Genomic DNA, 25,523 nt, shown 5'->3' with positions numbered 1-25,523 from the left:
AGAATCTGAGAAGGAGCCGACACCCACAGCCTGCAAGGCAATGTTTCTCGATAGTTGCCCTGACCTTTTGGAATTACGAGCATACAAGCAAGGTGATCAATTGAAGCGGCAAAGGGAACGTCAGTATTGCCCGCGAACCGCTAGCTCAACGAGTAGTTTTTTTACGCTCGTAGTGAATGGCAGGTTTGGCGGGCCGTAACGCAGCATAATGAAACTCGGTCAAATTTTCGCAATGGACCGCCCATGAAAAGCGGCCCGGAAGCGTTAAATTTCAATAGCTTCAGCTATTGCCAATGCGTCCGCAAGCTCAACACCGAGATACCGAACTGTGCTGTCCATCTTTGTATGGCAGAGCAAGATTTGCTGTTCCCGCAGGTTGCCGGTCTTCTTGTGGATCTGTGTCACGTTTGTCCGTGTATTGAATGTGTGCCGTAAGTGCTCGCCCCCAACTCAATTGGCATCACCCAATCACGTGCGATCCGCGCATATTGGCGGATGAAAATTGCAATCACGCATGAAACCGCCCAGACCACAGGTATTCTGAGCCGGTCATGAGTTCGTCTTTTGACGAAATGATGGTCCTGTTCCACGATGTTGTTCAGATATTTCCGCCTGACCATCTTCACCGGGATCGGGCAACCAAAGCCCGCAAGCATCTTGTTAATTGCCTTGATGCCCGCGGTGTTAACGCCGTTTTTGTCGATAACGATCTTTCGTGGAAGACCGTCGACGTCAAGCATCCGGGCGAAGAACCTTTTGGCAGCCGGCAAATTAAGCCGCTCTGAAAGCATGAAACCCAGGGTTTTGCCGTTTCTATCTACAGCGCGATAGAGATAGACCCACTTGCCATTCACTTTAATATACGTTTCATCCATTCTCCAGGAGCGGTCGCACAGTCCCTTACGATGACGCGCTGCTTCAGCGATTGCGCGTGCATAACGTGGCACTCAGCGTTGCCGCGTAGTTTGATCCACCGCAACGCCTCACCCATGCATGATCTCTTCCAGATCACGATACGACACGCCAAACCGAACAAAGAAGAAGACCGCGAACATGATCACGTCATTTGGATACTGTGCGCCTTTGAAAGAGATCATGAATCGTCTTTCGAAGAAAAATACTGACAGCCATTCACTGGCTACCTTGGTGAGCCACAACGGTCAAAACTTTGCAACAGATCCTCTCAAAACTGATTGTTAACGCGTTCCAGAGCCGCCTCCAAATCCAGAACAAATTCACTGGCCAATGCAGATGGAGGACGATGCGCCGGTTGCATAATTGAGACGTTCAAAACGACATGGGGGTGAAACGCCCGAAAGACGATGGGTTTCGGCTCGGGTCGCATGTTGGCGTACCCAGCTGCGGTAATGGGATCGCAGACACAGTAGCAGAGCCCTTTTTCAACCAGAGTTAACGCCGGGTGAAAGGTCCTGAGTTCGAACCGTTGCTCGAAACTGGCTTTTTGGTTGGTGAATGCTCTCTGGGTTGCAATCAGGTTCGGGTGCCCTTCCTGCAACCCGGCCATCGGACGACCCGACAAGTGGTGAGCCTGGACTGTTTCAAGTTCAGCCAGTGGATCACCCGCAGGGATCGCACATACGCATTTCATGTCAAAATCGACCGTATCAATTGCAGCAGTGGGTTTCGGGGTTTCCCCCAATCCGATATCGTATTGCTGAGATGCAACCCACTCCTCGATCACCGGGGACGCGCGCATCATCAACGAAGCCTTTACGTCTGGTTTGTCTAACAAGAACTCACCCAGAAGCTGCGGCATTAAAAGGCCGGAGGCGGCTGGCATACAGGCAATGTTCAGGCGCCCCTTCGTCAGCGCCCCGATTTCGCGCATCGTTCGGGTTGAAAGCGACAGGCGATCCAGAATCGCCTCGGCCTCGGTGAGGAAGTATTGCGCCTCGGGGGTGGGGGCCATTTTCCCGCGCTGTCGGCGGAACAGAGCGATATCCAATTCGGCTTCGAGATTTGCGATCAGCGCGCTCACAGCAGGCTGAGTTCGGCCAAGGATTCGGGCGGCGTCAGATACAGATCCTGTCCGCATAACCTCTCGAAAGGCCTGCAATTGGCGAAAGCTGAGGTTCATGCGTCTTTGTTAATCCTTAACTTTTCGTCACCTCATAAACTAACTTTATTCAGCAATCAATTTAATCGTTTTGACTTGATATGCTCAACTCGTGATTTTCCCGCCATGAATGCGCCGCATGCATTCGCAATGACGGAGGGGGAAATGACACGCTTTGCTAGCGTCTTGCTGACAGTCCTGATTTGCCTGGTTGCTCTTGGGCAATTTGTGCAGGTGATCACACGCTATGTGCTGGAAATCCCGGTTATGGGGCTGGAAGAAAGCCTGCTTTACCCCACTCTGTGGCTGTACATGCTGGGGGCGGTCAATGCCTCGCGCGAGAACACGCATATTCGGGCCAATGTGCTCGAGATTTTTCTCTCTACCGAACGCCAGCATCAGGTACTTGCGGTCATAGGTGAGGTCATCAGCCTGATTGTTGGTATCTGGCTGACCATCTGGGCTTGGGACTTCACCAAATACTCGATGCGTGTTTGGCGCGAAAGCCCGACGCTGTACCTGCCGACCTTCTATGTTGATGCCGCTTTGTTTGTCGGGTTGGTCCTGATGATGATCTTTACAGCCTGGCACCTGCTGGTGCATCTGCGCGCGCTGTTTTCCCCCCTTGCCGAACCCGCCGTCGAAGGAGGTCTAAAATGATTGAGATCGCACTTTTCGCGGTACTGGTTCTGGTCATTCTGCTGACTTTGGGTGTTCCGCTACCTTATTGCTTCGGTGCCGGTCTGATGGTGATGTATTTCGCCGGTGACGTGGTCATGAAGGGCAATATGCTGTGGGGGTTCCAGCAGTTGGGTAACCCGGTGCTGCTGGCCATTCCGCTGTTTGTTCTGGCCGGGACGATCATGTCTGTCTCCGGCATTGCGGCAAGTCTTCTCAATTTCGTCAACATCTTTATCGGTCACTTGCGCGGTGGGCTTGGTGTTGTGGCCACGGTGTCCTGCGCGCTGATCGGTGCGATCTCGGGCTCGGGTCTGACCGGTGTTGCTGCGATCGGTCCGCTGCTGATTCCGGAAATGGAGAAGCAGGGCTACCCACGTGAATATGCAACGGCATTGATCGCGAATGCATCACTTCTTGGCCTGTTGATCCCACCCTCCGTGACGATGATCGTTTATGGTTGGGTGACTGATACATCGATCCTGGCCTGTTTCCTGGCGACGCTCGGACCCGGCCTGCTGATCATGGCGAGCTTTTCGGCGGTGAATATCCGGATGGCGCGCAAGTTTCCACTGCAACTAAATGAGCCCCTCAAAGGCACGGCCTTCATGTCCGAAGCAACCCAACGCGGGTTCAAGGCCACGCCCGCCCTGTTGATGCCGGTGATCATTCTGGGTGGTATCTATGGCGGCATCATGACCCCGACCGAGGCCGCCGCAGTGGCCGTGATCTATGCGATCCCGGTAGGTTTTCTGATCTACAAGGGACTGGATGTACGCACGTTCTTCGGCGCGGGCAAAGAGGCCGCAACGTCGGTCGGGGCGATCATGCTGATGATCCTGTTCTCGATGATCCTTAGCCAGATGTTTGTGCTGGAAAGCGTGCCGCAGGCCATCGTGCAGGCAATTTTCTCGGTGACCGAGAACAAAGCGCTGCTGCTGGTCCTCATCAATGTCCTGTTGTTCCTGGTCGGCATGGTGGTCAATGACGTAACCGCGATCATTCTGATCGCACCGCTACTGCTGCCATTGATGCAGGCAATCGGTGTCAGCCCTATCCAGTTTGCTGCGATTATGGGCGTCAACACCGCGATGGGAGGTGTAACACCGCCTTATGCCTCGATCCTGTACCTCGGTGCACGTATCGGCCAGGTGCCTGTCACCAAGGTGATCCGACCCGCCATGACCCTGATCCTGCTGGGTTATTTACCCGTCGTGTTTTTGACCAGCTTCTGGCCAGACCTGTCGATGTGGCTGCCTCGCTTCTTTGGCTACTAAGCCGCCCACTTCATCATCCACGGAGGAGACTTATCCAAAATGAACATTCTGAAATCCACCTGTCTGGCTGCGACCGTTGTGGCAATCGCGGGCATCGCCGCCGCCGACACGCTGAAGATCAGCCATATCCGCCCCCAGGGTGCCACCATCGACAATGAGCTGCGCGTCTTTGCAGACGATCTGAAGACCGCCACTGACGGTTCTCTTGAACTGAACCTGTTCCCGGCCTCTGCTCTGGGCGACTACACCTCGGTTCAGGAACGCATCTCGGTTGGCGCCATTGACATGGCCGTTCAACCCGCTGCCACGGCTGTTGATCGCCGCATGCAGATCTCGGCATTCCCCTATGTGGCCGCAAATTGGGAAGAGGCAAAAAAGATCTACGGCCCCGGCGGAGCGATTCACGCTGCGATGAAAGATCTCTATGCCAAACAGGACATCACCATGCTGGCCGCCTATCCGGTGTATTTCGGTGGCGTTGCTCTGAACACTGACGCCGTGAGCGCGGGCGACCCGACCGCCGCGAAAGGTATCAAAGTACGTGTTCCGGGGATCAAGAGCTTTCAGCTGACTGCCGATGCTCTGGGATACATCTCGTCGCCAATACCATTCTCGGAGGCGTTCACTGCGGTTCAGACTGGCGTTGTTGACGGTGTCGTTGGATCGGGGGCCGAGGGCTATTATGCCTCATTCCGCGATGTGACCACTGCATATGTGCCCGTCAACACGCATTTTGAGGTTTGGTACATGATCATCAACTCAGGCACGATGGCCGACATGAGCGACGAAGATCGTGCGGCGTTGGAAAAGGCCGCGCTGGAGTTCGAAGCCAAGCGCTGGGACACTGCAGAGGCCGATCAAGGCGCGTTCGAGCAGAAGCTGGCTGACAATGGTGCAACTATCGTCTCGTTGACGGATGAAGAGCTTGCTGCCACCGCCGCCCATGTGCGCGCGCAAGTCTGGCCTCAGGTCCTGGAGGATGTTGGTCAGGACTGGGGTCAGTCCATCCTTGACAAGATCGGCGAGTAACCGGTCAGGCCCCACGATTGGGCAAGGCGTGCCTCTCCCCGCGCCTTGCCCTGCCAGCCTATGGAGATCAGCCTATGTTTAGATCCTTGCAAGACGATGATCACGATTTGGTGACGTTGAGCGTCAATGGTCAACCGGTTAATGCGCGCAGTGGCCAGTCGGTCTGGTCCGCGATGGCTGTTACCGGTCAGGTCGTGACCCGCAAGGCGGCCCTATCGGGAGAAGCACGCAGCGCATACTGCGCCATGGGCGTCTGTTTCGAATGCATGGTCGAAATCGATGGCCTTCCCAATCAACAAGCCTGCCTGCGTCGCGTGGCTGATGGAATGCAAGTCATCACACAAGACATTACCGAAGACACAGAGGCGCCCGATGAAGGCCTTTGACTGCACGATCATCGGGGCTGGCCCAGCTGGAATGTCTGCCGCCATTGAATTGGCGCGGGCCGGAGTTGATGTGGCTGTGCTGGACCGCGCGGAACGGGCAGGGGGGCAGATTTATCGCTCCGCAGCAGATAGCCCATTGCCGGACGCTGCCAGTCTCGGGCCGGACTACGCGGCCGGAGCCGATCTGATCACCCAGTTTGAACAATCGGGGGCAATACATCTTGCTGGTGCAGACGTTTGGCATCTTGGGGATGATGGTCGAATTCTCTTTTCCCATAAGGGCAACACCCGCGAATTGCATAGCCGAGAAATGCTGTTGTGCCCCGGGGCGATGGAACGACCCATGCCGATCCCCGGCTGGACCTTGCCCGGCGTCATGACGGCCGGTGGCGCACAAGTGATGCTGAAATCGGATGCAGTTGTTGCGGATGGAGCCGTCTTTGCAGGATCGGGCCCTCTGTTGTACCTGATTGTGGTGCAGTATCTGCGCCTTGGCGTGCCTGTGGCCGCTCTCGTCGACACCACGCCGCGACAGCATTATTTGGATGCCGCCCCATTGATTCCGCGTGCTTTGCGGCAGGTTGGGGACCTTCGCAAGGGTTTGTCTTTATTGCGGGAAATTCGCGCTTCGGGCGTTACCCCTTACCGATACGCCGAAAATCTGGAGGTGATCGGCGATGATAGGGCCAAAGGGCTGCGTTTTGTGTCATCGGGTCGGCAACTCGAGGTCTTGGCCGATACCGTGTTTCTGCATCATGGCATCCAGCCCAATCTGAACATGACCCGGGCGTTAGGGCTGGCGCATCATTGGAACAGCATACAAATGTGTTGGCAGGCCACGGTTGACGCCTTTGGCCAAAGCTCGGTCGCGCATATTTCGGTCGCTGGCGATGGAGCCGGAATCGTCGGTGCCAACGGTGCGCGTGCCGCCGGGCGCGTGGCAGCGCAGAATATCCTGCATCGCCTTGGTCGGATTGCCCAAGCCGACAGGGATCAAAAGACACGCGCTGATCTGAACTATTTGTCCGCCTTGATACCTTTTCGCCAGTTCATCGATTGTCTCTACCGCCCGACCGAGGCGCTGAGATTGCCGAAACACGCAGAGACTTTGGTATGTCGCTGCGAAGAACAGTCCTTGGGCGAATTGCGCAAGGGGTTTGAACAAGGCGCGCGCGACCCCAATGCACTGAAATCTTTGACCCGATGCGGAATGGGGCCATGCCAGGGTAGGCAATGCGGCCATATGGTGACAGGCCTATTGGCGCAGTGGCGTGAAGAAAGTCCCGAAACCGTTGGGTATTACCGCCTGCGCAGCCCTCAGCGCCTACTGTCTGTGGATGAGCTTGGCCGGTACGGCATGGTGTCGGCGGAGTCTGCCGAATGAAGTCGGACGTATTGATTATTGGCGGCGGTATCCAAGGTTGCGCAACCGCATACCATCTGGCCCGCAAGGGTGCCTCGGTGATCGTAATTGAAAAGGACTACTCCGGACGACATGCCTCGGGCGTCAACGCTGGTGGGGTACGGCTGCTGGGCCGAGATATGGCCGAAGTCCCATTGTCGAAAGCATCGATGGAGATGTGGCAGACGCTGGATGAGGATCTAGGTCATGACACCGGATTTCGCCGCCAGATACTGGTAAACATTGCGGTGGATGAGGCGGATCTGGCCAGCGCGCAGGCCCGCGAGGCCAAGATGCAAGACGCTGGATACACACATGAACGGATTATCGATCAGGCTGAACTCAGGGAACGTTTACCTTATGTGAATCCCGACTGCGTTGGTGGTGTGATCTCGGAACTGGATGGATACGCCATCCCCTACAAGGCGACGTCGGCATTTCGTCTGGCAGCGGAAAAACTGGGCGCACAGATAGTCGAAGGCGAAGAGGTACTTGGCCTTCGGCGCGTTGGAGAAACGTGGTTGGCGCAGGGTGTGCGGCACACATATGAGGCCGAAACTGTCGTCAATTGTGCCGGTGCCTGGGCGGATAGAATTGCGCTGATGATCGGCGACAACGTCCCCCTCAGCCACTCTGCACCGATGCTGATGATCACTGCCCGGATGCCGCGTTTTGCCAAGCCGGTCGTTGGTGCGATCAGCCGCCAGCTCAGCTTCAAGCAGTTCGAAAACGGCACGGTATTGATCGGCGGTGGTGCCAAGGGTTTTGCGGACCGCGCCAACAACCGCACACGGCTGGACTACGCTAGGCTCGCTGCTGCGTGCCGCACTACAGCAGAGTTTTTTCCGATCATGCGCAAGGCCAGCATCAACCGGATGTGGGCCGGGTTAGAAGCCTATATGCCGGACAATCTTCCTGTTATAGGCCCTGCAGTAAACGCTCCGCGTGCCTTCCATGCGTTCGGGTTTTCTGCGCATGGATTTCAAATGGGACCTGTCGTGGGGCAGGTTCTGGCGGATTTGGTGACTGGCGGTCAAGGTCGTTTCAATCTGTCATCTTTCCGTATCGACCGATTTGACCGCAAGGTCCTGTAAAGGAGATATCAAACATGGCAATCACACGTATTGAAACCGGTACTCGCATGAGCAAGATCGTCAAGCACAATGGCGTTGCGTATCTGTGCGGCCAGACCTCGGATGCCGCTACAGTTGCGGATCAGACCCGCGACATCCTGTCCAAGGTCGAGTATCTGTTGGATAAGGCGGACAGCGACAAGACCCGCATATTGCAATGTGTGATCTGGTTGGCCGACATGGCGGATTTCGCTGAGATGAACGCCGTCTGGGATGCTTGGGTGCCAGAAGGCCACGCGCCAGCCCGCGCTTGTGGCGAAGCTAAGCTGGCGCGCGACATACTAAAGGTCGAGATGATCGTCACTGCGGCATACGAATAGGTTAAGACCGTTGGGTTTCAAAAGGTTAGGTAAAGCGGTCCCTTAAACTCAGGTTATTGTCTGCAGTAAGCTCGTTCAGATGCCAATTTGAGTTCCCTCATCGACTCTTAATAATTCAAGGCTCGAAACAACCGGGATTCCGTAACGATGCTGTAACCCTTCTGAGCGGGTGTTTCGAAAGGGTTACAACAAATACCTAGGTCATGTTGACAAATGGCGGATCCAGAGACGGATTGAAGTGATATCTACGAAGCCGAGTTAGCTTTCGACTGTCTTGTTACAACGGGTTGCCGCACGCCGAGCACTCTTCAGTTTGTTGAAGCATCTCCGGATCAGGTTTCACAGCCGATAGAGAGGACAATCCACTCCGACGCACCTTTTTCGAGACTTTCGCATTGGGATCACCGGTCAAATCCTGCGACTGTGCAGTTCGGTGCAAATGCGGACGGTATCGTAGCCTTTGTCGGGCAGCAGCACGAATGGCTCCGGCAGGTTGTCATCATGGCAGATCAAAGCCGAGATAGTCCGATGTCTGGCCGGGTGTGATGTCAGTTCTCCTCGGCAGCCCAGCGGCATTCACCCGGAGGTGGATCCTGGGGATGTGCCGCCTACTTGTGGGTTTTTCTGTTTGAACCGAAACGTTTGTGATATTGGCGGACCGAAATTCGGTAGAGACGTGCGGACGATGACGATTTCATTCAAAGGTGCGCAATTTCCAAAGGATGTAATCTTACACGCGGTCTTCTTCTACCTGCATTACGGTGTCTCGTACCGGGATTTGGTAGAAATCATGGCCGAAAGCGGTGTTGACTTGGATCGTTCGACGCTGAACCGATCGATAGGCAAGTATACCGGACTCGTGGCTGATGCCGCGAGTTATCGACGGCATGCTGCGGATCGAATCTGGCGCATGGATGAGACTTAATTGAAATTGAAGGGTGAATGGGTTTATCTCCATCATGCGAGCGAAGAATTTCGTGGCTGCTGACTCGTTTCGGCGTCGCGCAGTTTCTGCGATGGCGCGAGAGTATCGCGTGACCCAACGGTTCAGCGTGGTGTGCTCTACCGTTACGTCTCGTTCACCCATGATCTCTTCCAGGTCCCGGTATGACACGCCGTACCGGACACAGAAAAACATGTCGAACAGGTTAACGCCCTTCGGATTTTGAGCACCCTTGAAAGAGATCATGTATAGACTTTCGACTAATTGCTTTTTGCAGCCAATCAGTCGACAGCAGAGTCAGCGTCAATCGCAAAAAGCTTGCAACAGATCCCTCAGACCGCGCGACCGCAAATGGCCAAAACTCTGCAACAGATTCCGACACAACCCTTGGATGGTGAATGGGCTTTAGATATGATGCACTTCACATCACGAGGGATTGCATGCGTTATCTTCTGATGCAAATCACCATGTTTGTTTTCTTGGCAAGCGCGCTCCATGCGGAAAAACGCGACTATATCGAGCTAGCGCAGCAAGGATGGGGTTATGAGCTGCGCTCAACCATGTTGGGGCGCGATATGGCGATTCCCGTTCACATAAACGGGCGTGATCTGGTGGGTGCAGCCCTATGCCTTGTAGGCGAAAGGCCGCATCCCGAAACTTTGGAAGTTTTAAATACCTTTCGAGAACTGCTGAAACACAGTTTTGGGCACCCGACTCCGATGCGGTACGCCGGCCCTTCGGCGCGGGACTGCGGAACCGGCCGAACCGTGATTTTGCGGTTATACTCCGGACACCCTCCCAACCGCGATCTGTCAGCGGATATCGACTGGCTCAGCGACGTGCATCAGCTTGGATTACCTGAGGGTCGCGCCTATGTGGTGACGTCTCCGGCGATGGCGCAGACTTTCTTTGGTCGTCGGGGGCAGGGGACCCATATCGTGGTCAAGCAACCGGTTCATCATCGCGTTGGCAAGCTTGAGAAAGACTTTCACAAATCGATTTTATTGGAAGAGCTGTATCAGTCCTTCACATTTGGCATGGACATCCTGCTATATGATAAGTCAATGGGGTTCTTATCCAAGCTGCAGGAAACGCCGGTGAACCTGCAGCGCCTGCCATGGAGCTCGCATGATTTTATGCGCGCACTCTTGAATTCGAACCCCAGCGGTCTGTGTGCGTTTGACATCTTCATGATGCATGCCGTTGCGCAATCTCCAGCGGATCAAACCATTGACTCAAGCTTTATCGACTACATTGATAAGCAATATGATCGCCTTTGGGCTCAGGCGGATGAAACTCTGGCTGATCCACAGTTTGCGGCCTTGTTTGACGAAGGCTGCTCCACATCCGTTCGTGTGCCCAGGTAATACCATCTGCTGTGTTTTGCTGAACCGGTGACTCCGGGTAGCCTGAGTGCAGGCATTGCGCCTCAGGGTCTATGGGAGGAATTATGGACACAAGGCCTGAAAACCCGCCGCGCACGATTGCGGGATTGTCTGGGTATTTGTCGCAGGGGCTTGTTGGCCACGAGCGATTGGTAGAATCCTTGCTGATCGCCCTGCTGGAAGGCGGCCATCTTCTTGTGGAAGGGCCGCCCGGGCTGGCCAAGACTCGCGCCGTTAAATGGCTGTCGAACGCTGTCGAGGGCAGTTTTGCCCGTATCCAGTGCACGCCCGACTTAATGCCCTCGGACGTGACCGGAACGCCTGTGTACCAGCCCCATGAAGGCCGTTTTGAATTTGTTCCGGGGCCCGTGTTTCACACGCTTGTTTTGGTAGACGAGATCAACCGCGCGCCACCAAAGGTGCAGTCCGCCCTGCTGGAATCCATGGCAGAGCATCAGGTCACGGTTGGCAACGAAACACACGCACTGCCGGATCCGTTTCTGGTCATTGCCACCCAAAATCCGATTGAACATGACGGAACCTTTCCCTTGCCTGAGGCGCAGCTGGACAGATTCCTGCTGCACGTCGTGCTAGCTTTGCCGGATCTGGAAACGGAACGTCAGATTCTCGACTTGGTGATTGCTGAAACGCAGGAAGGTCCGCCAGATGTTCAGAAGATGACGCTTGCGGAATTAATGATTGCGCGTACCGAAGCGCAGGCAGTGCATGTGGCCCCGGAATTGCGCGACTATATTGTGCGCCTCGTGACCGCGACCCGTACGGGCCCGATTGCTGAACAAGTAGAACATGCGGTCTCGCCCCGTGGATCGCTGGCTTTGGCCTCGGCATCGCGCGCGCGCGCCTATTTGCGAGGTCGCGATTTTGCCCTGCCCGAGGATGTGGCGGCAGTTGCGCCCGATGCGCTTGCCCATCGCATGGTGCTGACATGGCGCGCCATCGCGAATGGCAAAAAGCCCCGCGAACTGGTGGCGGACATTCTGAATGTGGTCGAGCCGCTGTGACGGGCGTGCTGGCTCATGCGGGCGTCAGCCTGACAACTGATGCCTTGATCGCCTTGCGGCATGTTGCGTTGACTGAACACGAGAACTCGGCAATGGCGGCCTTGCCCGGAGGGTTTCTGACCCGAAAGCGCGGGCAGGGTATCGAGGTTGCAGATGTGCGCGAGTATGTGGCGGGTGATGATATTCGCCACCTGGATCGTGGAACAACCGCCCGCACAGGACGCCTGCATATCCGACAGTTTCAAGAGGAGCGGGATCGGGTTGCCCTGTTGGTTGCCGATTTCCGCGCGTCGATGTTCTGGGGCCTGAAGCGCGCCTTTCTCTCGGTTGCCGCAGCTGAGGCTCTGGCGTTGATCGGATGGCACATGGTTGAAAGTGGCGGGCGTGTGGGTCTGCTGGCGATTACGACCGACACATCCATCATTGTGCCGCCGCGCGGAAAAACGCGGGGGATGCTGGATGTGATTGGCGGTCTGGTTCAGGCCCATGTGCGCAGTCTGAATAGCCTGCAGAAGGGTGAGGATGTGGGCTGGACGCTGGAACACGCGCTTGCCGGTGTTGAACGCCTGACGCCCACCGGGTCCGAGATCATCATCGCGTCTGGCTTTGATCAGCAGGGTGATGGGTTTTCTGACCTGCTGGACCGGCTTGATCATCGCCGAAACCCACGTCTTGTCCTTGTGACTGAAAGCAAAACACATGAGATGCCAAGCGGCTGGTATCCGATCCAACTTTCAGATGGGCAGCAAAGGCGCGTTTATCTGAGTGAGGCGGCGCCTGATGATGTGGCTATATATCAGATGGTTGCCGCACATACGGCGCTTGTTTTGAATGCCAGCGACCCGGTTGAGCAAACGTCTCGCCGCATTTCGTCAGCCTTTGCGTCAAGATACGTGTCATGAGCGAGACGGCCCTCTCTGAGGCCACAATGCTGGCCAGTCTGCGGGACATCCATTTACCTGCTGAGGCTGCAGGCGGGGTGATTGCAGAATATGCGGTTGTCTTTGGTATCGCGGTTTTGGCGTCAGTAAGTTGCGTCAGCATCCTGCGATTTCTGAGTGTCAAGACTGCCGCAAACAAACCGATGGAACCTCTCGATCACTTTGCAGTTCAACCGGGTTGGTCTGCGGATCGGCGCAAGGTGGCGCTTTTGCACAGGCTACGCGCTCAGAACCCGACGCGTTATGCGGAACTGAGGGGTGAGTTGTATCAACCCGGTGGAGGCCCCGATCTGGAGACTCTGCAAGATGAGGTTGCGGGTCGTGTTTGAACTTGCTGATCCCTGGGTCTTGCTTCTGTTGCCGTTGCCTCTGGTGATCGTTCGTCTGATCAAACCACGGCCAGTTTTTGAACGCGGGTTCCCGGTTCCAGATCGCATTGGCGGGATGCTGCTGGCGGCAAGTCCTCGCGTCAACGCCGCGAACCGGCCCTTGGCAGATCGCCTTGCTTTGTGGGCCGTTTGGGCGCTGATTGTCGTTGCTTTGTCCGGTCCTCGTGAGTTGCAACCCGTCAGCGCCTTGAAGGTTTCAGGGCGGGACCTTGCGATCGTTTTGGATCTTTCAGGTTCGATGGTGCGGGATGATTTTTATCTCGATGGGCGCCAAATCACCCGGTTGGAGGCGGTGACAAGTGTCGGGTCCGAGTTCGCCAGACGCCGCGCTGGCGACCGAGTGGCATTGATAGTGTTCGGGTCCGAAGCCTATTTCGCCACGCCTTTCACATTCGATACTGAGGCAGTTGCGCGACGGATCGAAGAGGCCACGATAGGTATATCGGGCCGCGCTACCAACATTTCCGATGGTCTGGGCCTCGCTTTGAAGCGTCTCACTGACAGTCAGGCGGCGTCCCGCGTTGTGATCCTGTTGTCGGATGGGGTGAACAACGCGGGGGCCACGAACCCCCGAGGCGTGGCGGAATTGGCGGCTGAAATAGGCGTGCGGGTTCACACAATAGCGCTCGGTCCCAAAGACCTGCAAAGCGCAGAGGTAGGTGAACGCGGAGTGGTTGATGCGGCCACCCTGCGCACTATAGCCGAGGTATCAGGGGGCGAGGCTTTTCGCGTCAAAACCACCGATGATCTGATCGACGTGACGCAAGCGCTGGATCGGTTAGAAGCGACAGATAGTGCGGGCCTTACGGCTGAGGTCCACAAGTCCTATTGGACATGGCCCGCAGCAATGGCAGCGGCACTTGCCCTGATGGCGGCGTGGAGGCAGGCGCAATGAGTGAATTGGATTTCACTCTGCTCAGGCCGTTTTGGGGGCTTTCCGTGATCTTAATATGCGCGGTCAGCTGGTGGATTATACCCCGCACCGGCGGGTTCGGAGCCTGGGACAAGGTTACCGATCCTCAGCTAATGAAAGCGATGGCGGCGATTGGCAGGATCGAAGGTGGTTCGTTCCCGCTCACGCCAGTTGCCTTACTGCTGACCAGTGGGATCATTGCAGTTGCTCTGACTGGCCCGGCCATCGAACGGCGCGACGCGCAAACCTATCGCAATCTGGATGGCGTGTTGTTCCTTGTGGACGCGTCAGACAGCGTGGTGGAAGACAACCGCTGGCCACAAATGCTGAGCATGGGGCGTTTTGGCATCAGCGCTCTTGGATCCCGGCCCGGTGGTATCATTGTATTTGCAGGTGATGCCTATGTCGCGACGGACATGACGACGGATCACCGCCAATTGGGGCAAACTTTCTCTCTCATCAATGGCGAGACCGTGCCGGACAAAGGATCTCGCCCGGTACGTGCACTGGCTTTGGCGCTTCAGCGATTGGAGGAGGCGGGGATCCTTGCCGGGGACGTGGTGATATTCACAGATGGTGACGGATTGGGCTCAACTTCGCTGCATCAAGTCGCATCTCTTGCGTCGCGCGGAGCGCGCGTGTCTGTGGTGTCGCTGAAGACTCCGACGGCGCAGATGCAAACGCATACCGGTTCCGGAGGTGGCGCGGTGTTCACATTGGACCAGACAGATGACCTGGCGCTTTGGTTGGCTGATGACACCGCAACCAGGCTGGAACGGGCAGACTACCCCGTGCTGTTCTGGCACGATCTGGGGCGGTATTTATTATTTTTGGCACTGCTCCCCCTCTTGTTGATGTTTTGGAGGGAGCGCGCATGAGGTGGTTCGCGATCGCAGGTGCTGCTTGCATTGCTCTTGCTTTTGTCTTGGGAGGAGCTGCCCCATTTGGGCGCGTTGCATTGGCTATTGGTCTATATCCGATGGCGGCGAACCTGTTCTCCAATTCGGACTGGCAAGGTGTCGCCTTCTATCGTGCTGGGGAATTCGAAAAAGCCGCCGAAGCTTTCATGAGCGCCGGCAACCGATACAATCTCGGCAATGCCGAGGCCCAAAATGGTCAATTTGCTGCCGCGCTGGAGGCCTATGATCAGGCTATTGCCAAAGGTATTCCGGACGCTCAGGCGAATTTCGATGTGTTGGCCGCTTATTACGCGGGACAGCAGATCGATCCAGAGGCATTGGGCCTTTTTCCGGAACGCAAGTCAGGTCCCAAAGCGGAAAGCTTTGTGGCCCGTGGGAACGCGCGCGCGGCTGGAACGGGGAGTGAGGTCACGAATTCGAACACGATGCTGGGATTGGCAGAATTAGACAGCCGCGGGCGACTGGGTGTGCGGCGCATCTTTGATGACAAGTTCATGGTTGCAGACCAACGATGGCTCAATCAGCTGTCCGATGTTCCTGGTGAGTTTATGGCGGCACGGATTGCGCAGGAACACAAGCGCAGGGTGAAGCTGGGTCTTTCGCCTCCCGAAGCGGAGAGCCCGGAATGAAGTGGTTGGTCTTACTTCTTATCGCTTTCCCGGTTCATGTGCTGGCGCAGTCAAAGACTGTTTTGCCGTCCGAGGCATCGATAGAGGTCACCATCGAAGACGACACCTCTGTTCCCTTCACTCGTGAGATGGTGCTTTTGACGATCCGAGGTGTCTACCGTCGGCACATCACTCGGGAAGAACTTGTCCAACCCGATTTTGAGGGGTTCAGTTGGGCGCAGCTGGGGCCGGACAGTTGGTCCGAAGAAAGGATCAATGGTCGGAAATACAAAGTGTTTACCCGACGCATGGCGGTCTACCCGGTCGAAGCTGGCGAGCTTGCGATTGGTCCATTCATTCACCGGCTGACCCTGACTGACGAAAATGACGACTGGTTCGAACATGAGATTCAATCGGAGCCGTTAACCATTCAGGTGGCAGAAGCCCCTACAACGAAGGATTGGTGGTTTCCGGTGCGCAAACTGCAAATCTCGGACCAGTGGTCGAATGCCCCGGATCAACTTGCTCCGGGTGAGGGTGTCCTGCGCGTTATCCGGCTGGAAGCGTTGGGCGCCACCCCAGAGATGATACCGCCGATGCCGGAGTTAACCTCACCTTCGGCCCTGATTTTTGCGCATCCTGAGAAACGTCTTGTCGAACTGACACCGGAAGGACCAGTGACCTACGCATTCTGGCGCTGGACCATTCGCCCGTCTAACGACACGTCGGGCATCGTTGAGCCCCTGCGATTCAGCTATTTCGACACCTTCGCGCGCGAAGCTCGCGAGGTCACGATTTCACCTCAACGCATTGCCTACGGCACGGTCACCGGAGCGGTGCCCTCTGACAGCCCCGAGGAGGTAGCGCGCCCTGTGACGTTGCTGGAATGGCCCGTATTCGCAATCGCCGTTGTCGTCTCTCTGGCTGTTCTGGTATTGGGCATGTCGGGGCACAAAGTGGCCGCTTCAAGGGCATTGCAGCGATTTGGAGTGTTCGATCCACTGGTCCGAGAATTGCGGGGTTGCGCCAAGGCCGGTCGTGCGGACGGGCTGCGACAAGCTGCTGTTGCTATCTTACGTCGTGACGGATCCTCATCCGGACGCCTTGAGCAAATACGAGACTTTGACCGGCAGGTATTCGATCCCAAGGCGGCAGCACCTGATTTGAATGAATTTGCCAGGAAGTTCCTCAACAATTAGGCTCTCAGAGTCATCAAGCTTTTGTTACCTAAGGCAACTTTCGCTCGTATCAAAATGAAACAGTTGAACTGATCAGGAAATGCTGTACTTTTCCCATTGGAGGAGAAACCATGCATATTGCGGGATGCCCTGAACCGGTAGACCAAGTGTCCAGCGTCCTTATCGTTGATGATCATCCGCTGTTTAGCGACGCATTGGCTGCGGCGTTGCAACTGAATTTCGAGAATTGCCGGATTGAAAAAGCCAACACGCTTGCGCAGGCATTTGAGATACTTGGCGAGGGCTTCAAACCTGACCTGATCATGTTTGACCTCAAATTGCCGGATGTCACAGGTATTTCGGGTTTTCAACAGTTCCGACAGCGCTGTCCGAAGGTGCCGGTTCTGGTTATTTCGTCGCTTGCATCCGGAGAGCTTGTGCGCTCTTTGATGGATCACGGTGCGATGGGGTTTCTTCCCAAGGATACGCCAGCGCAAACACTCAAGATTGCGATCCAGGAGATTGCGGCTGGCCGTAAGTATGTGCCTGTCGAATTCAGCCGAGTTGAAGAGACAAAGCCAGCAGAAAGCATTGTCTATCAATCCAGTCCCGAACTTTCGTCGCTCACCCCGCAGCAAGTCAAAATTCTCAAGCTGATATGCGTGGGCCAATCCAACAAACAGATCGCATATGAGCTGTCGCTGGCCGAGGCGACGGTCAAAGCGCATATCACCGCTTTGCTGCGTCGCCTTGGTGTGCGCAATCGGACCCAAGCTGCTGTTCTGGTCGACTCGGTTGTCGCCCGTCATGCGCGACATGAGCCGGAGGTCAAATCCTTTCTTCAACACTAGGGGGCTTGCATGCGGGATTTGGAACATGGACCGAGTTTTATTGCTATTGGCCGCTCCACTAGCTCGGACCCGACAATCGCCGTTGAAGAAGCCTGCGCGGGCATTGATTGCCTCTCATCTTGCTTCGTCTTGGCCTTTGTTCCCAGCAACCATGATCCTGCGGAAATATCGCGTCGCCTGAACTGGAAGCTTGCGGGCGTTCCAGTTTTCGGCTGCACTACTGCGGGGCAAATAACGCGATCGGGTTATGAATCGGATGCGCTATTGTTGCTGGCCTTTCCCAAGTCCAACTTTCGATGCTCCTCCATTCTGTTCGAGGAACTCAGACCGCTGGACTCGACGGAAATTGCAGCCACCGCGCAACGTCAGGCCGAGAGGTTTCGTCATACGGCTGGATGGAACAGATTGGCGTTGGTGTTTTCAGATGGATTGTCCAAGCAAGAAGACCTGCTGGTCTCAACTCTGGAAACGGTTCTTGATGGATTGCCGATTTTTGGCGGCTCTGCCGGAGATGGCCTTCAATATGAAGAAACGTTTATTTTACATGGCGGCAGTGCCTACAGCAATGCAGCCGTCCTGTTGTTGATTGAGACCAACCTTGGTTTTCAAGGCATCGGCTTTGACCATTTCCTGCCAATCGGGTCGGAGATCATTATCACCGATGCCAATCCGGAAGAGCGCGTGGTCTATGAAATCAATGGCGCTCCGGCCGCACAGGAATATGCGCGGCTAGTCGGCTGCGCGGCCGAGGATCTTTCGCCCCTGGTCTTTGCAGAAAACCCGCTGCTTCTGCGGCAAAACTTGAATTACTACGTGCGCGCCATTCGCGAACCGATGGAGGGGGGCTCACTGTCCTTTCTCGCGGCGATTGATGATGGCCTCATCATGACTTTGGGGCGCGGGAAGGAGATCATCGAAACCCTCAAGGCCGGGCTTGATGTGCGTGACAATGCCGGATCGGCACCTGATTTCATCCTTGGGTTTGACTGTATTCTGCGCAAACTGGAAATCGAACAGAAACAGCTGAGCAAGCAGGTCTCTGACGTTTTGCAATCCCACCGGGTTGTTGGTTTCAACACCTACGGAGAGCAACAATCCGGTGTACACATGAACCAGACCTTTGTGGGGGTCGCCTTCTTTGAACCAGAGAAGCGGGACCTGAGCTGACCATGCTGAATCCAGACGATCCGCTCGAGATCCAGGTCTCGAAACAAGCCAAGATAATTGATGCGCTTATACGGCGCGCCAATCGCCAGAAAGATGTAGGTCCGTCTGCCTTCCAAGCGTTTCAGTCCGCGATTGAGTTGCAGCAGCAGGTGATGGAGCAGAGCCGTGATCTGGCGCGCGCAACCACCGAACTTGAAAGCGCCAGATACGAACGTGAGCAAACCCGCAAGAGTCTCGTCAAAGCGCTGTCTTCCATGGAAGAAGGGTTCGCGCTGTTCACCGATGGTGAGTTGAACCTGTGTAACGAGCTGTTTCAGGCGATCTTCCCGGACATGTCGGACATTGTCGGGCCGGGTCTCAGCTTGGGACGGTTCTTTCTATTGGTGCAAAGCAGCCCTGAGTTCGTTTCGTCCGACCATGGTATCTCGAACATGTTGGATACGCTGGAGCGCAATTGCCACACGGGCATGGTGTCAAGCGACGTGATCGAATTGCGTGGCGACCGTTGGTATCAACTCAGCGCGCAATACACGTCATCGCAGAACGTGGTTATTTTGCTGACCGATATCACTTCGGTTGTGCGTCGAAACCGCGATGAGAAAGAGACTCTGATTGACCGACAGGAAGACTACCTTCAGGCGGTTTTTCAAAACATGAGCTCTGGCGTATGCACTTTCTCGTCAGAGTCCCAGATCATGATGCATAATGCGCGGTTTCGAGAGATTCTGAACCTGCCGCTCTCTCTGTTGCAGGGAAACGTACCTGTGAAAACGCTCTTGGATCTGATGCGGACGCGCGGGCTGATCAAGGCCGATGATGAACGCAGGATCGGTAAGTGGCAGCACGAACTAAAAAGTCGGGGTTGGCTGCGCAAACGTGTGCGCGACGGATCGGATCGGGTTCTGGACATACAAGTCAACCAACTGCCAGATGGTGGTTTTCTGGTCGAACTCAAAGACGTGACACTGGAAGCGCGTGCGACCGAAACTCTGGAAAACCGGGTCATGGAACGCACGGCTGAATTAACCCATGCAAACGCCAAGCTGGTTCAGGAGTACGAAGAAAAAGCGCGGGTGGAAGAGGCACTGCGGATCGCGAAGGAACGAGCTGAAGCCGCAGTATCTTCCAAGACACGATTCCTTGCAGCGGCCAGCCATGATCTGCTTCAGCCGATCAACGCGGCAAAGCTGATGATTTCTACCTTGCTGGAGATCACGCGTGAGACCGAGCTGTATGAGATGATGGAGCGGCTGGACGGTGCATTCGGCTCTACCGAACAGTTGTTGCATTCATTGCTGGATATCTCAAGGCTAGAAACTACTGATCCGGATACGGTTTCACCCACGGATGTCAGTCTTGCGTCGATGATTGAGGGGATACAAGGCGATCAGACGCTGGTTGCCGAGACCAAGAACGTGAGGCTTGATGTTGTTCCGTGTTCGGAAACTGTAAACTCTGATCCGGTCTATCTTTTTCGCTCGATCCAGAACCTGGTGGTAAATGCCATCCAGTATACCGAACCCGGAGGCCGGGTTCTGGTGGGCTGTCGCAGGCGTGGTCATAAGGTCATCTTGCAAGTCTGGGACACGGGTATTGGTATTGCACTTAAAGATCAGGAACGCGTTTTCGAAGAATTCACACGGGCCGACAATGTGCCATTGGGGTCTGGCATGGGACTGGGGTTGTCAGTGGTAGACCGCGCTTGCCGACTTTTGGGCCATAAGCTGTCGCTTCGGTCAAAACCTGGTATTGGATCTGTGTTCAGCATTGAAATGGACAGGGTCGAAGCAGGACAAAGTGCCGTTGAACCCCTTGATCTTCTTGCGAACACGAGCGATGTGCCGCTCGATTTCATCGTTTTAGTGATCGAAAATGACCGTGATGTTCTATTTGGCACGACGCAGTGGCTGGAACAAAATGGTGCCAGCGTTATGCCAGCCCGGTCGCCGCAGGAGGCATTGCAATTCATAAGAGATATCGGAATGCCGCCCGATATCGTTCTGGCGGATTATCAACTGGATGATGGTGAAACCGGAGTGAACGCAATTCGTCAGATACGCGAAATGACGCAGACCCAGGTTCCGGCAATCTTAATCACCGCGGATCGCAGTGAAGCCTTGCGCAAAGACGGATTACAGCTTGAGATTTCGGTCATGACGAAACCGGTAAAACTGCCTCGGCTCCGGTCTTTGATCATATGGAAGACTCAGCGCGCTATCGTTACCAAGACGTTTGATACCGACAAAAGTCGGCGGTGACATGGGGCGATTAGCCCATACTCTCTTCAATGGGAGGACAAGATCATGAGAGTGTTTCTATACGGGCTCGCAATTTCGATTTGGAGTTTAAATCCAGCGTCTGCGGCCTCGATTGATGCAGAACAGGCTTATGAATTGCTGTTTCAGGATGGGGTTCTGGACACTATCGCAAGGGATAAGGAACTGATCTACCAGCGCACCGTCACGAACCAGATCAGGCCCGATGCAGCCGAACGTGATACCGGCGATATCGCTCTCAGTTTCAGGGAAGACGGGGCCGAAATGGCGCATCTGGAGTTTCGTCAAAACGACAAACACCGCGCTATGGGCGTTTTCCCGGCCAGCGTCGGGAATCCGATGATCATGGTTTTTTACGAAAGCGCCATCCGGGATATGGCTGAATCCGCCGGAGGCAGTCCATTCTACATCCGAAACCGTGTCAAAGATGCGCTGGTTCAACCTGCCGAGGTTGTCGAAGGTGAGGCTGTGGTCGACGGCAAAACCATCTCCGTACAGACCATCCTCATGCGTCCTTTCGCTGAGGATCCTAACCGGGACCGGATGCAAGGGTTCGGAGATCTCGTCCTCAGCGTTACGGTGTCAGAGGAGGTTCCGGGTTGGTATCTGCGCCTGGTTGCAGAAGCCGCACCGGAAGGCGAAGGCGCAGCAATCTATCGATCGGAGATGCAGTTTGAAGGCGTGCTGGAGGGTCGCGAATGAAAGCCCTAGACCTTAGGTGGGAAAGTATCCGCATGACCTGTACAGCTATGGTCGCGGCTGTTCTGGTTGCACCGATCACAGCGTCAGCACAAAGCGTCGCCGACCGGCTCAACGATTACCCTACCGCTGCGCGCGCGGATTACGTATTCGCATGCATGGTAACCAACGGCCAGACCCGCGAGATGCTGGATCGGTGCTCATGTTCAATCGATCTGATCGCTTCAATCCTACCTTATGAACAATACGAACAGGCGGAGACTGTCCTTTCGATGCGTCGGGTCGGGGGCGAGCGAATGGCGTTCTTCAAAAGCGCCGTACTGGCCGAAAACATGGTGGCTGACCTGCGCCGGGCGCAGGCCGAAGCAGAAGTTGTCTGTTTCTGAGTGAAACGGGAACCAGCCGGTTAGCTGGCCGCAGCCTTGGGCAGATCTTTCTCGAATGTGTTGCCTTCGGTATCCGTTGCCTTGACCGTCAACATGGTTGAGCCGTTGTCGTTATAGGAAAAGCGAAATGCCGGGTTCTCTGAGATCGAGATACCGCCGTCCATGGTGAACAACAGCTCATCCCCCTGCCAGACTTCGATGTGGTCGATGAAATGCGCAGGAATGAACAATTGCGTAACCTGATCGCGCTGTAAGCCGGAATAGTTCGGGTGCCGGATCATGATCTGTGCTTCACGGCGTGGTGTTGAAATCTGCGCTTCTTGCCCAAAGCTGCGCAGCTTCATCTTACCCATCGACGCCAAAGCGACCTCGGGGTCTTTACTGGCTGGTGCCGAGCAGCCGCCCGAGGCTTTGACAAACCGGCCCGTCATGCGGAGACCTTCCGGCGTTTCTGCGATCACGCGGACATTCGAGTATTGGTTCACGCGGACTCGCATTTCGAAATCCAACTCACCCATGGCAGGTGAAAACGTGAAGACACCTGCGATTGGCGCGGGGTTTTCGTCGATCACCACAGTGGCGGCAGAGATTTTGACATTTGGATCAAGCTGCTTCAGAACGATGGGCACCGTTGCCGCGTCGTGTGCCCTATAGGGTGCGTCCAGTGAAAGCAGCGTATCCGCACTCCCTATTTGAACATCGCCCACCACATCGTATTGCAGGTCGTGCCAGGTTTCGCTGTCGACTAGCGGATTCTTGACCGGCTGTTCCGCCCAAGCGGGCAAGGATAGCGCAAGTGAAAGGATCGCTGCGGGTGCAATTGCTCTGGCCATGTGTTTTCCTCCGGCAACCGGTACCGCGGATTATGCCACAAAACCCCGGGAAATTATATGCCGACGAAAGGCGGTGTGGTTCTGGCAGTGAACTGTGCCAAGGTTCGGGATGGAGGGTTGCCATGTTTGAAGCCGTGATTTTGCTATGCGCGCAGGCTGCGACCGAGCCCTGCAGAGAGCAGCTTTTGCCGGGCTACGAGGCTGAAAATCAAGCTGAGTGCGAACAAAAACTTAAGGCGCAACCTCCGTCGCTTTCCGACGGTCACAGCGGTGAACCCGTCTGCCAAGCCATTGGGAGGGTATTGGAATTTGATGAAGTTGCCCCCGGCCTTTTCGTGCATCGCGGTTTGATTGAAGAGCCTAACGCGGACAATCTGGGCGACGTGTCGAATATCGGATTTGTCATCGGACTAGACAGTGTTGCAGTGATCGACACAGGAACAGCTCCCTGGATGGGAGAAGCCATTTGGCGCGCTGTTCGGGCAGAGACGGACAAACCCGTCAGTCACGTCATTTTGACCCACATGCACCCCGATCACACTCTCGGAACTGCGCCGCTGACCCTGACAGGGGCGCAGATAATTGGCCATGTGGGGTTGGAGAGAGCGTTACTGGACCGACTGAGCAATTACGTTGAAAGCCTGAGCGCCGCTATCGGTTCCGACGCCTATGTGGGTGTTGGGCCAATTTCTGTCGATATCGCTGTTGAATCCGAGGAAGAGATTGATCTGGGTGGGCGCAAACTGATCCTGCGTGCCTGGTCCAGAGCTCATACCGGGAATGACCTGACGGTCAAGGATGTGAACACCGGCGTTATGTTCGCAGGCGATCTGGTGTTTCATCGGCACACCCCAGCCTTGGACGGCCAGCTGATCGGCTGGCAGCGTGTTCTAAAAAAGATGACCGAGCTGAATATTACCCAAATCGTGCCCGGCCATGGTGGCCCGATCCTGGCCTGGCCAGAAGGCGCCGAGGACATGGTGCGCTATCTGGATGTGTTGGAAACTGACACACGCGCCGCAATCGACACGGGTCAGCGACTGGGCGATGCGGTTGAAACAATCGCTCAAAGTGAAGCGGAACAATGGGAATTGTTTGACGCTTATAACCCGCGCAACGCCACGGTCGCATTTACCGAACTTGAATGGGAATAGCCCTGTCAGCGAATGGCGCGGTTCAGGTTCTTTGCGGCTTTCAAATTGGTCTGATCTGCGCCCTGAACATCGGTCAGCCGCGTTGCGGTCAAATCGGCATCCGTAAAATCAGCACCTGACAATGTGGCCCCTGTCAGGTCTGCCCCACCCAATGTGGTCATCGACATGTCCGCACCGGTGAAATTTGCGTTGGGCAGTTTGGCAAATTCCAGATCGGCGCGCGACATTTGTGCATTGGCAAAATCCACATCTGACCCGTACGCCGAGGTCAGGACGCCACGCATTAGGCCCATGGATTGGTTGCGCATATCGGCGGAAAAATCTGCCCCTTTGAACACCGCTCGGGTCAGATTGGCCTTGGTGAAGTCAGCGGCGGTTCTGGCATTTGTGAAATCGGCATCGGTCAGGTCCGCCTTGCTGAGTTGGGTCTGGAATAACTCGGCCCCAACAAGCGATGCGCCTGAAAGGTTCGCTCCGATCATCCAGGACTGGCTCAGAACTGCGCCGTCCAGTTTTGAACCCGACAAATTGGCGCCGTTTAATGAGGTCGCTCGCAGGGTCGCATTGCTGAAATCCAGTCCGGACAGGTCCAGATTGTTGAGCCAGACCCGGGTAAAATCGGCGGGGGTGTCGGTTGTGGCTGCGTCGAGCCGGGCAACAACGTCGGCACGGGTCATTTGCGCCTCGGTCATTTTGGGCAATGTCATGTCAACACCACTCAGCGGTGATTGGCCAAGGGCTGTTAGAGGCGCAAGGGTTAGTAAGAGGATCAGTAGGGGTTTCATGCGTCCCTCCTGCGTTTGTTGACCGGCTAATTATCCCTGATCCGACGTCAATTGCTGAAGCATTTGCGAGATCGCAAACAGACGGCGTTCCAGAATTTGCGGAGTTTCGCAAAGATAGGTGATCGAGCGCTGACGGTCTGTATAGATCAACTGGTCCCAATCCAGCTGTTCTTCAAGGGCGTCAACGCGGTCATAATCCGGTGGGTCGGCAGCCAAGGCTTGCTCCATTTCCACGCGGGCAAGATCAATCTTTTCGGCCATTTCGATCTGGTTAAGCGAAAACTCTCCTATCCCGGCTATTATGCGCTTGCGCCGTTTCGATAATGAGTCGAAGACACGCTGAAACACCAATCCCAGAACATCCGGATCCCCATTGTAGCGCGCAGCAAATTCCGCAACGCGGGGCTGAAGGTCTTCCAACTCAATTCGTCTCAGGGCCAGCAGCCCGGCAATTTCGTCAATGTCGGCGTCGTTTTGGGCGGATTCACTATCGGCGATCTGGTGTGGCCACATAAGACCCAGTGACAGATCTTCGACCTTGCGTTGAATACACGGCCAGGTTGGATCGGAAAAATCTGCGGCAAAGTTTGGTCCAGCCGTGCCGAGCCACACCAGGGCCATAACAATTAGCTTGCCGTTCGACATCTCAGCTCTCCTCCACGCGGATAGTATGCATGAAATCTGCGCGCCAAGTCCATTCAACCCAATACACACCATTGTCTTAATTGTTAGAACACGGGGCTGGCCCTCATACTCTAACCAAGCAGTCGG

25 protein-coding genes and 4 pseudogenes are annotated in these 25,523 nt (G+C 55.5%); 22 read left to right on the top strand and 7 right to left on the bottom strand.

Annotation, left to right across the window (positions count from 1 at the left end; genetic code table 11):
- Nucleotides 1-264: 264 nt before the first annotated feature.
- The 3 genes and pseudogenes from ACR0IM_RS16435 to ACR0IM_RS16425 form a co-directional block, all read right to left on the bottom strand.
- Nucleotides 265-565, bottom strand: a pseudogene (locus ACR0IM_RS16435) (site-specific integrase); the annotation flags it as partial.
- Nucleotides 543-1,097, bottom strand: a pseudogene (locus ACR0IM_RS16430) (IS6 family transposase); the annotation flags it as partial. The pseudogenes ACR0IM_RS16430 and ACR0IM_RS16435, both read right to left, overlap by 23 nt.
- Nucleotides 1,098-1,183: 86 nt before the next feature.
- Nucleotides 1,184-2,098: a LysR family transcriptional regulator gene (locus ACR0IM_RS16425; RefSeq protein WP_480682558.1), complete on the bottom strand. Its 915-nt coding sequence runs from the start codon at nt 2,096-2,098 to the stop codon at nt 1,184-1,186.
- Nucleotides 2,099-2,242: 144 nt separating this feature from the next.
- On the opposite strand from ACR0IM_RS16425, the gene ACR0IM_RS16420 reads away from it, so the two are divergent.
- The 7 genes from ACR0IM_RS16420 (at nt 2,243) to ACR0IM_RS16390 (ending at nt 8,302) form a co-directional block, all read left to right on the top strand.
- Nucleotides 2,243-2,737, top strand: coding sequence for a TRAP transporter small permease (locus ACR0IM_RS16420; RefSeq protein WP_480594643.1), 495 nt, complete (start codon nt 2,243-2,245; stop codon nt 2,735-2,737).
- Complete coding sequence (locus ACR0IM_RS16415; RefSeq protein WP_480642227.1) at nt 2,734-4,032, top strand: TRAP transporter large permease; 1,299 nt, start codon at nt 2,734-2,736, stop codon at nt 4,030-4,032. Before ACR0IM_RS16420 ends, ACR0IM_RS16415 begins: the two co-directional genes overlap by 4 nt.
- A 39-nt stretch (nt 4,033-4,071) precedes the next feature.
- Nucleotides 4,072-5,061: a TRAP transporter substrate-binding protein DctP gene (gene dctP / locus ACR0IM_RS16410; RefSeq protein WP_480682557.1), complete on the top strand. Its 990-nt coding sequence runs from the start codon at nt 4,072-4,074 to the stop codon at nt 5,059-5,061.
- Nucleotides 5,062-5,135: 74 nt separating this feature from the next.
- Nucleotides 5,136-5,447: a (2Fe-2S)-binding protein gene (locus ACR0IM_RS16405; RefSeq protein ID WP_480682556.1), complete on the top strand. Its 312-nt coding sequence runs from the start codon at nt 5,136-5,138 to the stop codon at nt 5,445-5,447.
- Nucleotides 5,434-6,831 carry an FAD-dependent oxidoreductase gene (locus tag ACR0IM_RS16400; protein WP_480682555.1) on the top strand — a complete coding sequence of 466 codons (1,398 nt, stop codon included), beginning with the start codon at nt 5,434-5,436 and terminating at the stop codon, nt 6,829-6,831. Before ACR0IM_RS16405 ends, ACR0IM_RS16400 begins: the two co-directional genes overlap by 14 nt.
- Nucleotides 6,828-7,943 (top strand): NAD(P)/FAD-dependent oxidoreductase, encoded by a 1,116-nt coding sequence (locus tag ACR0IM_RS16395; protein ID WP_480682554.1) that lies wholly within the window; start codon nt 6,828-6,830, stop codon nt 7,941-7,943. The genes ACR0IM_RS16400 and ACR0IM_RS16395 overlap by 4 nt, the downstream gene beginning before the upstream one ends.
- A gap of 14 nt (nt 7,944-7,957) precedes the next feature.
- A complete protein-coding gene (locus ACR0IM_RS16390) occupies nt 7,958-8,302 on the top strand; it encodes a RidA family protein (RefSeq protein WP_480682553.1) in 345 nt (114 codons plus the stop codon).
- 258 nt (nt 8,303-8,560) lie between these two features.
- Here the strand turns inward: ACR0IM_RS16390 and ACR0IM_RS16385 are convergent.
- A pseudogene (locus ACR0IM_RS16385) lies at nt 8,561-8,897 on the bottom strand (transposase family protein); the annotation flags it as partial.
- A 90-nt stretch (nt 8,898-8,987) separates the two neighbouring features.
- Here ACR0IM_RS16385 and ACR0IM_RS16380 point away from each other — a divergent pair.
- The 14 genes and pseudogenes from ACR0IM_RS16380 to ACR0IM_RS16315 form a co-directional block, all read left to right on the top strand.
- Nucleotides 8,988-9,224 (top strand): annotated as a pseudogene (locus ACR0IM_RS16380) (IS6 family transposase); the annotation flags it as partial.
- A 461-nt stretch (nt 9,225-9,685) separates the two neighbouring features.
- The gene (locus ACR0IM_RS16375; protein ID WP_480682552.1) at nt 9,686-10,612 is read left to right on the top strand and encodes a hypothetical protein; all 927 of its coding nucleotides are present in this window, start codon (nt 9,686-9,688) and stop codon (nt 10,610-10,612) included.
- An 83-nt stretch (nt 10,613-10,695) separates the two neighbouring features.
- Entirely contained in the window at nt 10,696-11,652 is a 957-nt protein-coding gene (locus ACR0IM_RS16370) for an AAA family ATPase (protein ID WP_480594651.1), read from the top strand.
- A complete protein-coding gene (locus tag ACR0IM_RS16365) occupies nt 11,649-12,554 on the top strand; it encodes a DUF58 domain-containing protein (RefSeq protein WP_480682551.1) in 906 nt (301 codons plus the stop codon). Before ACR0IM_RS16370 ends, ACR0IM_RS16365 begins: the two co-directional genes overlap by 4 nt.
- Nucleotides 12,551-12,922 (top strand): hypothetical protein, encoded by a 372-nt coding sequence (locus ACR0IM_RS16360; RefSeq protein WP_480682550.1) that lies wholly within the window; start codon nt 12,551-12,553, stop codon nt 12,920-12,922. The genes ACR0IM_RS16365 and ACR0IM_RS16360 overlap by 4 nt, the downstream gene beginning before the upstream one ends.
- On the top strand, nt 12,915-13,877 hold the full coding sequence (locus tag ACR0IM_RS16355; RefSeq protein WP_480656758.1) for a VWA domain-containing protein: 963 nt from the start codon (nt 12,915-12,917) through the stop codon (nt 13,875-13,877). The genes ACR0IM_RS16360 and ACR0IM_RS16355 overlap by 8 nt, the downstream gene beginning before the upstream one ends.
- On the top strand, nt 13,874-14,773 hold the full coding sequence (locus ACR0IM_RS16350; protein WP_480682549.1) for a vWA domain-containing protein: 900 nt from the start codon (nt 13,874-13,876) through the stop codon (nt 14,771-14,773). The genes ACR0IM_RS16355 and ACR0IM_RS16350 overlap by 4 nt, the downstream gene beginning before the upstream one ends.
- Nucleotides 14,770-15,444, top strand: coding sequence for a hypothetical protein (locus tag ACR0IM_RS16345; RefSeq protein WP_480594656.1), 675 nt, complete (start codon nt 14,770-14,772; stop codon nt 15,442-15,444). The genes ACR0IM_RS16350 and ACR0IM_RS16345 overlap by 4 nt, the downstream gene beginning before the upstream one ends.
- On the top strand, nt 15,441-16,622 hold the full coding sequence (locus ACR0IM_RS16340) for a hypothetical protein (RefSeq protein WP_480682548.1): 1,182 nt from the start codon (nt 15,441-15,443) through the stop codon (nt 16,620-16,622). Before ACR0IM_RS16345 ends, ACR0IM_RS16340 begins: the two co-directional genes overlap by 4 nt.
- A 110-nt stretch (nt 16,623-16,732) precedes the next feature.
- Nucleotides 16,733-17,452: a response regulator gene (locus tag ACR0IM_RS16335; protein WP_480594658.1), complete on the top strand. Its 720-nt coding sequence runs from the start codon at nt 16,733-16,735 to the stop codon at nt 17,450-17,452.
- Between the two features lie 9 nt (nt 17,453-17,461).
- Nucleotides 17,462-18,619, top strand: coding sequence for an FIST N-terminal domain-containing protein (locus tag ACR0IM_RS16330; protein WP_480594659.1), 1,158 nt, complete (start codon nt 17,462-17,464; stop codon nt 18,617-18,619).
- Nucleotides 18,620-18,621: 2 nt separating this feature from the next.
- The gene (locus tag ACR0IM_RS16325) at nt 18,622-20,877 is read left to right on the top strand and encodes a hybrid sensor histidine kinase/response regulator (protein WP_480682547.1); all 2,256 of its coding nucleotides are present in this window, start codon (nt 18,622-18,624) and stop codon (nt 20,875-20,877) included.
- 45 nt (nt 20,878-20,922) lie between these two features.
- Entirely contained in the window at nt 20,923-21,597 is a 675-nt protein-coding gene (locus ACR0IM_RS16320; protein WP_480682546.1) for a hypothetical protein, read from the top strand.
- Between the two features lie 32 nt (nt 21,598-21,629).
- Nucleotides 21,630-21,980, top strand: coding sequence for a hypothetical protein (locus tag ACR0IM_RS16315; RefSeq protein WP_480682545.1), 351 nt, complete (start codon nt 21,630-21,632; stop codon nt 21,978-21,980).
- A 20-nt stretch (nt 21,981-22,000) separates the two neighbouring features.
- Here ACR0IM_RS16315 and ACR0IM_RS16310 read toward each other — a convergent pair whose 3' ends face one another.
- Nucleotides 22,001-22,813 (bottom strand): quinoprotein dehydrogenase-associated SoxYZ-like carrier, encoded by an 813-nt coding sequence (locus ACR0IM_RS16310; protein ID WP_480682544.1) that lies wholly within the window; start codon nt 22,811-22,813, stop codon nt 22,001-22,003.
- Nucleotides 22,814-22,935: 122 nt separating this feature from the next.
- Between ACR0IM_RS16310 and ACR0IM_RS16305 the strand changes: the two genes are divergently transcribed.
- Nucleotides 22,936-23,967: a quinoprotein relay system zinc metallohydrolase 2 gene (locus ACR0IM_RS16305; protein WP_480682543.1), complete on the top strand. Its 1,032-nt coding sequence runs from the start codon at nt 22,936-22,938 to the stop codon at nt 23,965-23,967.
- Between the two features lie 5 nt (nt 23,968-23,972).
- On the opposite strand, the gene ACR0IM_RS16300 is transcribed toward ACR0IM_RS16305, so the two are convergent.
- Nucleotides 23,973-24,752 (bottom strand): pentapeptide repeat-containing protein, encoded by a 780-nt coding sequence (locus ACR0IM_RS16300; RefSeq protein ID WP_480594664.1) that lies wholly within the window; start codon nt 24,750-24,752, stop codon nt 23,973-23,975.
- 30 nt (nt 24,753-24,782) lie between these two features.
- Nucleotides 24,783-25,397 carry a hypothetical protein gene (locus ACR0IM_RS16295; RefSeq protein ID WP_480642244.1) on the bottom strand — a complete coding sequence of 205 codons (615 nt, stop codon included), beginning with the start codon at nt 25,395-25,397 and terminating at the stop codon, nt 24,783-24,785.
- Nucleotides 25,398-25,523 lie beyond the last annotated feature (126 nt).

Source organism: Ruegeria sp. BF6, from assembly GCF_056538665.1.
This window is presented reverse-complemented; position numbering and strand designations above follow the sequence as displayed.